General features: G+C 56.4%; 14 protein-coding genes. 7 read left to right on the top strand and 7 right to left on the bottom strand.

The features are described 5' to 3' along the window. Complete coding sequence (locus ACFO5Q_RS02870; RefSeq protein ID WP_068148543.1) at window positions 1–1,212, bottom strand: MFS transporter; 1,212 nt, start codon at window positions 1,210–1,212, stop codon at window positions 1–3. Between the two features lie 133 nt (window positions 1,213–1,345). Between ACFO5Q_RS02870 and ACFO5Q_RS02865 the strand changes: the two genes are divergently transcribed. Both ACFO5Q_RS02865 and ACFO5Q_RS02860 read left to right on the top strand, forming a co-directional pair. Next, window positions 1,346–2,968: an ATP-binding protein gene (locus tag ACFO5Q_RS02865; protein ID WP_068148540.1), complete on the top strand. Its 1,623-nt coding sequence runs from the start codon at window positions 1,346–1,348 to the stop codon at window positions 2,966–2,968. Window positions 2,969–2,976: 8 nt separating this feature from the next. Beyond that, window positions 2,977–4,764 carry a hypothetical protein gene (locus ACFO5Q_RS02860; protein WP_068148537.1) on the top strand — a complete coding sequence of 596 codons (1,788 nt, stop codon included), beginning with the start codon at window positions 2,977–2,979 and terminating at the stop codon, window positions 4,762–4,764. A 21-nt stretch (window positions 4,765–4,785) separates the two neighbouring features. Here ACFO5Q_RS02860 and ACFO5Q_RS02855 read toward each other — a convergent pair whose 3' ends face one another. Beyond that, window positions 4,786–4,953 (bottom strand): DUF1674 domain-containing protein, encoded by a 168-nt coding sequence (locus ACFO5Q_RS02855; protein ID WP_082719916.1) that lies wholly within the window; start codon window positions 4,951–4,953, stop codon window positions 4,786–4,788. Between the two features lie 49 nt (window positions 4,954–5,002). Then, on the bottom strand, window positions 5,003–5,887 hold the full coding sequence (locus ACFO5Q_RS02850; protein WP_068148531.1) for a CPBP family intramembrane glutamic endopeptidase: 885 nt from the start codon (window positions 5,885–5,887) through the stop codon (window positions 5,003–5,005). Between the two features lie 156 nt (window positions 5,888–6,043). On the opposite strand from ACFO5Q_RS02850, the gene htpX reads away from it, so the two are divergent. After that, window positions 6,044–6,952, top strand: a complete 909-nt coding sequence (gene htpX / locus ACFO5Q_RS02845) for a zinc metalloprotease HtpX (protein WP_068148527.1) — start codon at window positions 6,044–6,046, stop codon at window positions 6,950–6,952. A 17-nt stretch (window positions 6,953–6,969) separates the two neighbouring features. Here the strand turns inward: htpX and ACFO5Q_RS02840 are convergent, their stop codons facing one another. Next, window positions 6,970–7,956, bottom strand: a complete 987-nt coding sequence (locus ACFO5Q_RS02840; protein WP_068148524.1) for an adenosine kinase — start codon at window positions 7,954–7,956, stop codon at window positions 6,970–6,972. 158 nt (window positions 7,957–8,114) lie between these two features. Here ACFO5Q_RS02840 and ACFO5Q_RS02835 point away from each other — a divergent pair, with 158 nt between their 5' ends. From ACFO5Q_RS02835 to ACFO5Q_RS02820, 4 genes are read left to right on the top strand one after another with little or no spacing between them, the layout of a single operon-like run. Further along, window positions 8,115–8,801: an EI24 domain-containing protein gene (locus ACFO5Q_RS02835; protein WP_082719907.1), complete on the top strand. Its 687-nt coding sequence runs from the start codon at window positions 8,115–8,117 to the stop codon at window positions 8,799–8,801. Next, on the top strand, window positions 8,785–9,225 hold the full coding sequence (locus ACFO5Q_RS02830) for a hypothetical protein (protein ID WP_156431974.1): 441 nt from the start codon (window positions 8,785–8,787) through the stop codon (window positions 9,223–9,225). The genes ACFO5Q_RS02835 and ACFO5Q_RS02830 overlap by 17 nt, the downstream gene beginning before the upstream one ends. 33 nt (window positions 9,226–9,258) lie before the next feature. Next, window positions 9,259–9,495 carry a DUF6460 domain-containing protein gene (locus ACFO5Q_RS02825; protein ID WP_068148514.1) on the top strand — a complete coding sequence of 79 codons (237 nt, stop codon included), beginning with the start codon at window positions 9,259–9,261 and terminating at the stop codon, window positions 9,493–9,495. Next, a complete protein-coding gene (locus tag ACFO5Q_RS02820) occupies window positions 9,492–10,142 on the top strand; it encodes a DUF938 domain-containing protein (protein ID WP_068148511.1) in 651 nt (216 codons plus the stop codon). The genes ACFO5Q_RS02825 and ACFO5Q_RS02820 overlap by 4 nt, the downstream gene beginning before the upstream one ends. A 49-nt stretch (window positions 10,143–10,191) precedes the next feature. Here ACFO5Q_RS02820 and ACFO5Q_RS02815 read toward each other — a convergent pair whose 3' ends face one another. The 3 genes from ACFO5Q_RS02815 to ACFO5Q_RS02805 all read right to left on the bottom strand — a co-directional run bounded on the left by ACFO5Q_RS02815 (window position 10,192) and on the right by ACFO5Q_RS02805 (window position 13,233). After that, window positions 10,192–11,094: a GNAT family N-acetyltransferase gene (locus tag ACFO5Q_RS02815; protein WP_068148508.1), complete on the bottom strand. Its 903-nt coding sequence runs from the start codon at window positions 11,092–11,094 to the stop codon at window positions 10,192–10,194. A gap of 64 nt (window positions 11,095–11,158) precedes the next feature. After that, window positions 11,159–12,517 carry an AmpG family muropeptide MFS transporter gene (locus ACFO5Q_RS02810; protein ID WP_068148505.1) on the bottom strand — a complete coding sequence of 453 codons (1,359 nt, stop codon included), beginning with the start codon at window positions 12,515–12,517 and terminating at the stop codon, window positions 11,159–11,161. Then, window positions 12,514–13,233 (bottom strand): hypothetical protein, encoded by a 720-nt coding sequence (locus ACFO5Q_RS02805; protein WP_068148502.1) that lies wholly within the window; start codon window positions 13,231–13,233, stop codon window positions 12,514–12,516. Before ACFO5Q_RS02805 ends, ACFO5Q_RS02810 begins: the two co-directional genes overlap by 4 nt. Between the last annotated feature and the right edge of the window lie 14 nt (window positions 13,234–13,247).

Raw genomic sequence — 13,247 nt, 5'->3', positions numbered from 1 at the left:
CTAGCGCCCCTTTGCGACAGGCAGCACCAGAAGGCTGCTGACAAGGCTGTGGATGATACCTGCCACCAGAAGCGTCTCGAACGCCACGCCACTGTCGAGAAAAAGCCCAATAAGGTAGGGCGCCAGCGCCGTTGAGAGCACAAGAAGGGATGTGGCCAGCGCCTTGATTTCACCCAGATAACGGGTGCCGTAAATCTCCGCCCACATGGCATTGTTCACCGGCCCAGCAGCCCCAAGCACAAGACCCATGAGCGCAAGAAAAAGCCCGATACCAGCGCTGCCGGTGCTGATCAGCCCCACATAGAGACCCAGTGCCATCACCGGCGGATACCACGGCAGCAACCGGCGCCCTCCGAAATGGTCAACAAGCGCCCCACCCAGAAGAGGCGTTACCCCCGCCCCCAAGGCATACAGCCAGTAAAATCCCGTAAAGGCCTGCATGGTCCAGCCCTTGGAGTCCGCTATCTCTGCCGCAAAGAAGAACACTGCGGTAATCCAGAAAGGCGTGACGATCAGCGCTGGCAGCATCAGATAAAAGCGATAATCCCGGACAACATCGCGGCGGCGCCAGACCTTGCCGCCGACAGCCCCATCCGTTTGCCCGGCGGCCGTTGTAGCTGTCAACCAATCTGCATGATGCTTTTCATGATGCCGCAGAAGGTAAAGAACCAGCGGCAAGGCGACCGCCAGGCAAATGCCGGAAAAAACCAACCAGCTGGACTGCCATGTCATGAGTGTCATCAGGAACACCGCAAGCGGCGGAAAGACAGCCTGCCCCACGGGCATGCCAAGGCCTGCGATAGCAACCGCACGCCCCCTGTTTCGGTCAAAATAGCGGGACATGGTGGTCATGGCCGCATGCACCATCATGCCTTGTCCCAGAAGCCGCACCAGCACCATCGCACCAAACAGCAAGAAAACAGGCCCTGCCAGCCCCATGAACAAGCATGCCAGCGCCAGCAACATGACAAGCCAGGCGGCATAGCGCCTGAGCGGCATGTGGTCTATCAGGTGACCAAACTGGTTCAGGCCCACGGCACTGCCGATGGTGACCATCATATAGTATAGGCCGAAGTCACTGTTAGACAGGCCAAAGGCCACAGAGATCGGCTCCCGGTAAACACCGATAAAATAGGTCTGCCCGAAGCTTGAAAAGACCGCCACCGCAAAGCCAAAGGCAAGGAGTTTCAGGTCATTTTTCGCGAAGGGCATATGTCGGGCTCCAGAAGGTCACGCTAGTGCGGATTTTAAGCAAATTGGAAATTTAAAACCTTGTTAAGCAGATAGGCGCAGGCTGGAAAAAACTCAAATGAATTGAGTCGATCAGGCAACATAGGAGGTCTTCATGCCTCTCCCATCTCCCCTGCCCACCGGTACAGGCCCCGGCGTGCAGGATAATAGCCGTCAAGCCCGACTTCTCGGGCATGTAGCGGCCGTTGATGCTGCGGGTTTCACGCTGGCAGTCGAACCTACCCTCGCCCGCGATGGGTCCCTATCGGATTTTCTTCGCATCGGTGCAACGCTCAGGCTCCCCGTCGGGGAGGACCAGCTATTTGGTGTGATCCGCAAGGTCACGGCCGGTCAGTCTGGCGCCCTGAACCTGACAGTCGATCTTCTGGGCCAATATAGCGAAAAGCAGTTCTCCCGGGGGGTGCGGACATTCCCGCTTCCCGGCAACCCGGCTTATGCGGCAACGGAATCCGATCTGGAAAAAATATATGCCCCCAGAAGCGGCGGTTCTATCCGTGTCGGGACGGTGCACCCGAGCGGCACGATCCCGGCCAATCTTTTGGTGGAAAAGCTGCTGTCCAAACATTTCGCCGTTCTGGGCAGTACTGGCACGGGGAAATCAAGCACGGTTTCCCTGATGATCCACCGGCTGGTGGAGCGGTGCCCAAACGCTCATATCGTGATCCTGGACCCCCACAATGAATATGCCCGTGCATTTTCCGGCAACGGTGTTCATGTCTCTACCGACAATCTTAAGCTGCCCTATTGGCTTATGAATTTCGAAGAGCATGTGGAGGTTTTTGTCGGCCGCGATGCCCACAACCGGCAAGCGGAAGTCGATATCCTGAAACGGTGCCTGCTGGCCGCGCGCAAGATATCTGGGCCAAGCTACCAACTTACAAAACTGACGGTGGATACACCCATCCCCTATAAGCTGACTGACCTCCTTAAAACCATCGATGACGAGCTTGGAAGCTTTGAAAAGGCAGAAGAAGTTCGCCCGTTCCTGAGATTGAGGAACAAGATCGAGGAACTTCGGGGCGACCAGCGCTTCGCTTTCATGTTTTCCGGCATGCTGATGCAGGACAACCTGACCAGCCTGGTATCCCAGCTTTTGCGCTTCCCTGTTGACGGGCGCCCTGTGACCACGCTTGATCTCTCTGGCGTGCCGTCTGACATCGTCGATGTGGTAGTCTCTCTCCTGAGCCGCCTTGTGTTCGATTTCGCCATGTGGAGCCGGCGACACGCAGGCGCCACCCCAATCCTGTTGGTGTGCGAAGAAGCCCACCGGTACGTACCCCACGCATCAAGCGATACCCGCATTCACGCAGCGCGCAAGTCGCTCGAGCGCATTGCCAAGGAGGGCCGGAAATATGGCGTGTCACTAGGGCTCGTGTCCCAGCGCCCTTCCGACCTGTCTGAAGCGGTGCTCAGCCAGTGCGGCACCATTGTGTCAATGCGCATGAACAACGAGAAGGACCGCTCCTATGTGGCTGACGCCATGCCCGAGGGCGGTGAGAGCTTCCTGGCGGCTCTGCCGAGTCTCCAGAACAGGGAATGCGTCGTCGCCGGCGAAGGGGTCGGGTGCCCGATCCGGGTGCGGCTCGATTTTCTTGATGAACACCGCAGACCTGCAAGTAATGATCCGGAGTTTCACGAAAGCTGGCGGCAAGATGTTGACTGCCTTGAGGAATTGGTGAACGATACGATCAACAATTGGAGGCGTGGAGTGAGATAGGAGGCACAATGTCCTTAGGCCAGAGCGTCCATTACGAGATTGTGGGGCGACGCGGCAGCAGTTGGACCATTCTGGAAGTAATCAAAGACCGGAAAGTTGCCGTTGAAAAAGCCGAGGAGCTTTGGGGCAGCCGCAGGTACACCGGAATCAAAGTCTCCAAGGAGAGCTACGACAAAGCCAACAATGAATTCTCGTCGATCGAGATTTATTCACGGGGTGCCCAGCGCAAACAGTCGAAGTATGACCAGAGCGGCACTATCTCACCGTGCCTGACCCCTGACGATCTCTATAGCCCGGATGGCAGGCGTTCGATCTGGGAACTCCTTGGCAACACTCTTGCCGACTGGATGATCACGCCCACAGAGCTCCTGCACAGCCTGGAGCATTATTACAAGCTCTATAACGCCGGCACCAAGCTTCAGAACGCGGTGCAGCGGACCGCTGTGTCCTTTGAGGAAGAGCAGGGCTCCATCCAGGAGCGGATGCGCAAGATCTACAAGATCATCGATCAGTCGATCGAGATCATGAAAGGCAATGCGGAAAAAATTCCATCGCTGGAGATGGGACGTCTGAAGCCAATCATCGAACAGCTCAAGGAAAAGTCCAACAAGCGATTTCTCCTGATTTCCGCGATCACAGAATACCTGCGCCCGGCGGTCACGCTCAGCGACAAGATCGGCCGGACTATCATCCTTCTGGCTGCGGACAGACCAGCCTGGGTGATCGAAATTCTGGACCAGTTCATCGCGGAATTGATGCAGCACAAATCTGTACCCTTCCAGCTTCTTGGCGAACCTGAAGACAGGGCACAATTCATTATCTGGCTCGCCCACCTGCAGGCCGGCCAACTGAGCATGATGGGCGAAAATGAACACTCGCCCTGCTTCAGCGATGAAGTGCTGCGGCTGAATGGTTTCCTGTCGCAAGGCCAGATGCCCCAGACGGCCCGCGTTCTGCTTGCGCGCCTACAGGAAGAAATCGAGGCCGCCAAGCCGATCAGCGACCAGGGACTGGTAGACCAGCTGAAGCGGTTGAACGACATTCGGGATACCCTTGAATCGCTGGTGAGCGACATGAGCCAGTTTGAAGGGCTGGAAGAAGCCCTGTCCAAAAGGTCTGCGCGGCTTCTCAACAGCCAGGCCGTTGGCGAAACACTGTTTGAGATGAAAAGCCCGATCGACCAGATGAACGCGCTGTTGGATCTGGAGAAATATACCATCGGGCACGGCAACAAGAGGATGGTAGCCAACTTCATGCTACCGATCCTGACCCGGCCCGAGTATGAATCCGTTTTCGTCGGGCTGGACAACCACCAGCCGATCCAGCGCATGGGGGATTTGACCAAGCTTCAAAAGCGGATCAACGAAGCCGACCTCACGGAAATGCACAGGCGCAAGATTGCCGAAAAGCTGGATGCCTTCTGCCGTGCCATCCTGGACAATACACAGGTGCTTAAGAAGCTCCACGGCCTGGACATCAGCCTGCAGGAAAAGTCGAAGAAAATCCTGAACATGTTGGCGGACGATTTCTTCACGACCGGGGACTGCCGGGACAGGGCCGAGCATCAGGTGCGCATTTACATGAAGCAGCCGGGCTTTACCGAAGGCCTGATCGCGGGCCTCGACCGCAAGGCCGCTGAAATGGAACTGATGTCATTCCGGCTGCTTCTGGAGCAGGCCGGGATTACCAAGCCACCGCAAGAAACCGCCTCCGAAGAGGAAAGCATCGAAGAAACCGACATTAATGACGAAGATGCTGCGGCGTCAGACGACAGTAATCAGACGGGGACCGCCTGATCACCGCTTGAACACTGCTTTCTAGAAATCGGAAATAAGGCCGTTCTTTTCCCAGTCGCCGTAGCGCGTTGGCTCAGGCCCTTTGCGGCCGCCAAGTTCTTTGGGCGGCTTCTGGTTATCGGTTGTTGCCTGTTCGGCAACAGATTCAGGTTTGGCTTTTCCAGCGCCGGTCTCTGTCTTTTCACTCATCACACATTCCTTCGCCAGTCTTTCTTTCACCAGGCTCCCAGGCCATAGCTTACCCAGCTTTCGTCAGCCCTTCGCGGTGGGCACGATACCAGAAATAGAGGCCGAACGACGCAATAACAAGAGGCAGAATGAAACCGAATTCATTGGCATACCGCCAGGTTTCTTCATACTGCACGGTCATCGGCTGCAGGATCGACAGGATATAAGCATTGTGCGCGGCATGCAAAACGGTCGCTGTCCACAGGTTCCCGGACTTGATCCGGTAATAGGTCATGATAAAGGAAATACCCACCGTCATCAGGGCAAAGTTGGCAAACTGGACATGAAGATCCACCGGCCCGGCATTATATTTGGTGAAATAGATAAGCGGCATGTGCCAGGCGGCCCAGACAAGGCCAGTCACAAGGGAAGCAACCGGGAAACTAGTCTTCCGGAGAAGGAGCGGCGTCAGCAGGCCGCGCCAGCCGATTTCCTCACCCAGGGATGTCGCCATGTGCCAGATCATGCCCACGGCACCAAAGATCAAGACCCCCATGGCCACAGTGGCTGTAGGCGACCAGCCGACCAGCCCAAGGTGATACCCGGCTTCTTCAACAAACTTCGGGTCCAGCACACCGCCAAAGCCGAAGCCCCAGATGATGCCATATGCCACCAGGCCGTATATGATGGGCGTTACGAATGACAATATCTGCCATTTCGGCCGCCCCCAGGCCCAACCAAAGGAGGCAATATCCAGTTTCAGGAATTTATAGGCAAGAAGCGCCGAAATGCCTGGGGTCCACATCATGATGGCCACATAGTGACGCTTGAACCCCATTTCGATTACCAGAAGGGATGCGCCTGCAGACAATATGGCCGTCAGCACCAGAAACAGCGCGATAGCTTTCGATACCATATCCGCTGACGGAACATTTATCTGCCTGTTTTCAGACATGAAACTTCCCTTTTCCCGTTCGCCCTACATCTGTCTTAGCGAATTTTGGTCGCCTTTATAAGTGAAAGGCGCACATCTTGAACCAAAGTTCACGCTGCCCAAATATTAAGGGATGCGCAATATGGTTGCGACGGAACGACGTTTGAGTGAGCTATGATGAGTTTTGCCAGAACTGCCCTTTTGATGGCCACAATGACCGGCCTGTTCCTCGCCATTGGCTATATGCTTGGCGGGACAGACGGCGTGACGATCGCTTTTATGATCGCAGCAGTCATGAATTTTTTCGCCTACTGGAATTCCGACAAGATGGTGCTTTCCATGCACCGGGCGCGCGAAGTGGATGCCCGCACGGCGCCGGAACTTGTATCGGTGGTGGCCACACTGGCGCGCCGCGCAGACCTGCCGATGCCAAGGGTCTATATCATCGACAATCCACAGCCCAACGCATTCGCGACAGGCCGCAACCCGGAGAATGCGGCTGTTGCCGCCACAACAGGGCTTCTGAAAACACTGAACCGCGCCGAGATTGAAGGCGTGATGGCGCATGAGCTGGCGCATGTGAAAAACCGCGATACGCTGACCATGACCATCACAGCCACCATTGCCGGTGCCATTTCCATGCTGGCCAATTTTGCCCTGTTCTTTGGGGGCCGGCGCGATAACCCGCTTGGGCTGATCGGTACGATCCTGGTGATGATTTTTGCGCCCATGGCCGCTATGCTCGTGCAGATGGCCATCTCCCGCACACGGGAATTTGCAGCCGACAAGACCGGAGCAGAAATCAGCGGCGAGCCGCTCGCGCTCGCCAGCGCCCTTGAGAAACTGCACTTTGGTGCCAGCCGAACAATCAATGAAGCGGCCGAGGACAACCCAGCCACCGCCCATATGTTCATTGTGAACCCGCTGCATGGCCGGGCGTTTGACAGCCTCTTTTCCACGCACCCGCGCATGGAAGAGCGCATAGCGCGGCTTCAGGCGCTGGCCAACCATAGGCCGCCTGCAGCATCACCCGGTGCTTCCGGCATCCCTGACAGTGGGTCATCCCGCCGGGGGCCTTGGGGTTAAGGGATTAAGGGGCTGACTTACAGCCCCTCTTTTGCCGCCAGGTCTGCGAGGTTGGTTTCCGGGCGCGCGCCCAGGTGCGAAATGACTTCCGCAGCCGCCAGACCGCCAAGCTTGGCGCAGGTCTCCAGGTCCTTGCCGCTTGTGTAGCCATGCAGGAACCCAGCAGCATACAGGTCACCGGCGCCCGTTGTATCTTCAACGGTGGTCGGATGGGCTGGAACCGTCACCATCTCGTCAGCCGTCAGGATCACAGATCCTTTTTCGGACCGCGTCAAGGCCGCCAGCTTCACATGGGGGCGTAGGCGTTCCATGGCTTCTTCGAAGGTATCCACCTGATAGAGCGACGTGATCTCGGCTTCATTTGCAAACAGGATATCAACCTTGTTTTCAACCAGGTCCACAAATTCACTGCGGAACCGGTCTACGCAGAAACTGTCAGACAGCGAAATCGAAACCAGCTTGCCGTTATCGCGCGCCACATCCATGGCATGAAGCACCGCTTCTTTCTGGTGATCACGGTCCCACATATAGCCTTCGATATAAGTCACGGCTGAATTCGCCACGACGTCTTCATCAATATCGCTCAGGCTCAACTCGCCACAGGCACCCAGGTAGGTGCTCATGGTGCGCTGGGCATCGGGTGTCACCAGGATCATGCTGGTAGCGGTTGGGGCGCCTTCAGACGCGGGCGCGGTCTCGTATGACACGCCGACGGCGCGAATGTCATGGCGGAACACCATACCCAGCTGGTCATCATGAACCCGGCCGATGTAGGCTGCCTTGCCGCCCAGAGACGCGATACCCGCCGCCGTGTTACCAGCCGAACCGCCGGACCGTTCTACCGCGGGCGGCATGTCGTCATAGATGCGCGCGCTGGTGTCTGCATCCACGAGCATCATCGAGCCCTTGATCCGATCATGCTTTTCGAGAAAAGCGTCATCCACGCGTGCGATGATGTCAACAATCGCGTTCCCGATGCACAATACCTGAAATTTTTCCGACATATGTAATTCCTTGCGGGCGGGGCCTGGCCCCGGATTTTTTCCTTAGGCGCACCATAGAAAACATGTGCAGCATTGCAAGCCTTGATGCTTGTCCCTATCTTTTTAGGATAACAACAGGCACTTCAGTTGCCAGAAATACAGACGCGAGGGGATAGATCATGATCGGGCAGGCCATTAATCGAAGTTGGCAGCAACTCTTACACCCAAAATTCAGGAGCGTGTTCCTGATATCCTTGATTGCAGCGACACTAACGCTGATCGGATTGAACTATGCGCTCTATATCTATTGGCCCGAAGACTGGACCACCGGCATCGACTGGCTGGACCAGTCTGGTTTCTGGACCATGTCCATCATCGGGTCCTACATCCTGTTCCCTGGTCTTGTGACCATGGTGATGGGTTTCCTGGTCGACACGATCGCCGATGCGGTCGAAGAGGAATATTACCCGAACCGAAAAGGCATGCGGAAGGTATCCCTGGCCGATGTCATTTTCGGGGCGCTCAAGCTGACCCTTCTGGTGATTCTGGTGAATATCATCGCCTTTGTGCCTTATGTGGTGCTGCTGTTCACCGGTATTGGAACACTCTTGCTGTTTGTTGCGGTCAACGGCTTCCTGTTGGGCCGGGAATATTTCGAAATGGTTGCCATCCGACACATGCCCATGCGCGAAGTCAACCGCATGCGCCGCCTTTATGGGGGCAAAATTTTTGTGGGCGGTGCCATGATTGCAGCACTTTTTGCTGTACCTTTCCTTAATCTATTGGCGCCTATCCTTGGTGCCGCGATGATGACCCATATCTTCCATTTCCTTGCGCATGAGGATGGCCGTGTCTTTGACCGTTAAGAGTTTCAGCAAAAGCTTTCTGTTTATTGCCGCCAGCGGCCTCTTGGCCGCCTGCGGCCCCACCGGTGTGGAACCGCCACAGCCGCAGGCCCCTGAACCACCTATTGAGGCCAAACAAACCCTGCCCCAAGATATCCAACAACCTGCCCCGCCACCGCCTGAACCTGAGCGACTGCAGGGCATGAACCCTGGTGAAGTAATGGCGCTTCTTGGTGATCCATCGCTTGTTCGCCGGGACGGGGCCATACAGGTCATGCTGTTTGAAAATGAGACTTGCGTGTTTGAGGTGGTTTTCCGCGAACCCAGCCAAAACGAATATTTCCAGGCACATCATATAGCTGCGCGAGGTCGGGACGGCAGGACCACAGATACACAGGCCTGCCTTATGAAAGTCTTGCCGAATGGCCAATGGCCTGACAAATAAGGTGATCAGAAAGCGGCTCGAAGGGAGACACACATGCAGTTCAATGCCGGCGTCATCATCAAACTGCTGATCTGGAGCTTCCTGGTCGGGCTTTTGCTGTACTGGCTCGAGTGGAGCCCAGGCGACGTATATGGCTGGATCGCCAATAAAGTTGCCACGCTCTGGGATTGGCTGGTCGGCAGCGGTCTTCAGTATGTGCTTCTCGGCGCCACCATCGTCGTGCCCATATATTTCATTATGCAGTTCAAGAACCGGCGGCGAGGCGGATGACGCGCTTTTTCAACCCAGGCAAACATGAGGACGCGGCGTCCGATGCGCGCCTCCACGCGCCTGCCACAGCCCGTAACAGGGATGTGATCCTGGATGTGCTCAAGGCTCACCTGCCGGAAACCGGCAGCCTTCTTGAGATCGCGGCGGGTACAGGCGAGCATGCGGCCCATATTGCTCCGCAGTTCCCAAACCTTCACTGGCAACCAACCGATATCGACCCGCGCCATCTGGATAGCATCGACGCCTGGCGCGAGCATGTTGGGCGGGGCAACATTCTGCGAGCCAGGCATTTCAACCTTCTGGAAGGCGATTGGCCGATTGACCATCTGCCCGAGCCCCTGATAGCCGTGATGGCAGCGAACCTTATTCACATCAGCCCATGGGAAGTGTCGGAAGCACTGGTGTCCGGCGCTGGGCAGGTCTTGGATACGGGCGGCACCCTGTATCTTTATGGCCCCTACAAACGGGAAGGCGCCCATACGTCCGAATCCAATGAGGCCTTCGACACGTCACTCAAGGAACGTGACCCGTCATGGGGCGTCAGGGATATGGAAGCGGTCGTGGAATTGGCCAGGGACGCAGGATTTGGCGCACCGGACATCATCCCAATGCCCGCCAACAATTTCTCGCTGGTATTCAAAAAATAAACGCCCCGCAGGCTGCAGGGCGTTCGGTCTGTCACACATAGAAGGCCGGTTAATTGGCGGCTGCTTTGGCTGCTTCTGTCTCTGTGCTGTCGTTCGCAAGCTCGCCTACATCATAATGCTTGGAATAGCGCTTGGCGATCCGCTCAACCGGCAACAGGATAAACACGTCAGTAGTACCGAACTGTTCGTCCACCACCGCACCGTCACCGATGAAGCAACCGATCCGCAGGTAGCCTTTCACAAGCGGCGGCAGCGCGCGGCGCGCCATGCGTACATCCAAATCGCTCTCGCCGATATTGTTCATCTCGATATACTGGCCATCGAGCGCCTTCACATGGAAGTCGTCTGGCACAAGATGATTATGGTAGAGATACGAGAAGGCTTCCTTGAACTCTTCAGGGTTCGTGCCCTCGAAGCTCGCGCAGCCGAACATGTAAGCAATCTTGTGTTCTTTCAGATATTCGGCGATGCCCTTCCACAACATGTTGATGGTGCTGTTGGCGCGGTAATCCTTGTGCACGCAGGAGCGGCCAAGTTCCAGAAGTTGGCGGCCTTCGCCCATCTGCTCTTTGAAGCTGTCGCTCATCAGTGGGGTGATATCGAACTCGCCCGCCGAATAGAAACCGTTGTTGCGCTCGGCTACCTCCTGACGGAGAAGGCGGTATGTGCCCACGATCCGCTTCGACTTCGGACGGTCATGGTCGATCACCAGCAGATGGTCACAGACCGTATCATACGGGTCGATGTCGCGTTTTGTCATGCGCATGCGCCAGTCGGGCTTGGCGTGCATTTCTTCATAGAAAATCTTGTAGCGCAGTTTTTGCGCCGCTTTGATTTCCTTGAAGGACCGCGCCAGACGCACCTCAAGGCTGCCTTGTCGGACATATGATGGAGCGCCAGCCATGGCTTGGGCCGCGGCGACACGGGGGCGAATGCGAGCATATCTTTTCATAAGACCATCCTAATAGATGCGGTAGGTTGCAGCTCTATTACAACAATCTGACCACATCATGACATCACATGTCGCCATTTCTGGTAACATTTTCAAGATTTCGCGCCCTTATATCCTTTTTCCACAGAATGAGAAGCGCAATCAGACCTGGTGCTGCCATTGCTGTCGATACCAGAAAAAATTCGGTCCAATTCATCGCGTCCGCGACGAAGCCGGTGAAGCCGCCAAAGAAGCCGCGCGCCAGACTCGAAAGCGTGGACAACAGCGCGTACTGGGTCGCTGTGAACGAGAGGTTACACAGACTACCGAAGTAGGCGATCATGACCGTGCCACCCACACCAGTGGCGAAGTTCTCCAGTCCAACGGTTACGGCAAGGGCAGTAGTGTCCGGCCCAATCATGCTAAGCACCACAAACCCAAGGTTGGTGACCATCATGAAAATCACACTGATCAGAAGGGCCCTGAAGGTATCAAACCACCACCAGACAAAAATCCCCGCGCCGCCACCGGCAGCTGCGGCAATCGCACCGACTGTCTTGTTCGCGATGGCCATTTCTGTCAGCGTAAACCCGAGATCAACAAGGAACGGCCCTGTCATCACCGACGCCATCACATCACCGAATTTCACCAGAACGACAAACAGCAAAATCCAGTACCAGTTCTGGCGCAGGATAAATTCCTTAAGCGGCAAAACCACAGCTTCATATATTTGCAGCTGATAGGGAGACAAATGACTGTGGGCCGCACGCTCGTCGCGCAGGAACTCATCTTCATAGACTTTGGGTTCGCCAAGCCACAAGATCGCCAGCAGCCCCGGTATCACGAGAAGCGGCAACAGCGAGAGAGCAAAAGACCAGCCCAATTGATCGGCAACCAGGAACACCCCAGCGCCCGCAATCAGGTTTGCGATGCGGTATCCCCATTGATACATGCCCGCGCTGTGCGCCAGGTCTTTCTCTTCCGTCACTTCAATTCGGTAGGCGTCAATCAGGATATCGAGGCTGGCCGACAGAAAACCGATGGATACAGACAAAGTCCCAATCGCGGCCAGATGGCTCTCGGGCGTCAACTGTGACATCCCCCAGATCGCAAGCGCCATTGCAGCACAAACCAACAGAATCCAGCTACGTCTGCGACCGAAACGGGACGAGAGAGCGCCAAGCTGCAACCGGTCCAGAAGCGGTGCCCAAAGCACCTTCAGCGCATAAGGCAGCGTAGCCCAGGTGAAGATGCCGATTGTCGACTTATCGATGTCATATTCACGGAGCCATGTAGTCATGATTCCGAGAATGATGGTCAGCGGAAACCCCGACGTCATGCCCAGAAGAAAAGCGCCAAGAAGCGGCTTCTTGAGAAAAGTCAGAAACAAACGGCCAATTCGCTGGCCAATTGGCAGCGCCTGCGCTGGCACGGTTTCCGTCATGCCTTGATCTTCTCTGGGTCGACAATGATCCACAGCCCTTCGGCCTTGGCCACAAGCGTGCCATCAGATGCATAAATCGCCGTGCCGCACTTGCGCTTGCGCCCTGTACCGCCCAGATCCCAGGCGATCACGGTTGCTTCGCCTTCAGCCTTGAGAGGCGCCAAAACTTCAGCCGTCAGGCGGCCAAGGAGCGCCGCCTCCCCAGCCGCGCAAGCGAAGTAGCCGGGGCAATCAAGGGCGGACCAGATAAATTCCGGTGCCACATTGCCGCTCTCGTCCGCATAATCCCCATCAAGGCCCCACTGGCTCGCGACCAGGCCCTCATGCCCCTCCACAAGCTTGGAATGGATGCACAGGCCGTCAGGGTGCGTGCGGTCATGGCCGCAAACGAAACAGGTGCCGAAAGGCGTGAATTTCTTGGGCCTGCCCGGCGCGTCAACCGGATCACCCCCCAGCACCAGCGGGTCGGGAAGCACAGGCACGTCCAGATCAAGCGTCGCGGGTTTTGCAATGCCCACCAGCGTCTCGCCGTGCTGCATCACAACACCCTCGTCAGTCGCGACAATCTCAAGCGGTGTATCAAGGGGTGGCGGCAACCTCAGGCTGGCCTCAACAATACCATCCAGATGGCGCGCCATCACACCGCATGAATAGCCGCCGTTACCGCTGTTTGGCGGGCCTTTATAGCGGGCGTCGATCGTTACTTGCTCGATCATGTCTCTTCTGCTCC

This window comes from Kordiimonas lipolytica (genome assembly GCF_042651265.1).
Lineage (GTDB): Bacteria > Pseudomonadota > Alphaproteobacteria > Sphingomonadales > Kordiimonadaceae > Kordiimonas > Kordiimonas lipolytica.
This window is presented reverse-complemented; position numbering and strand designations above follow the sequence as displayed.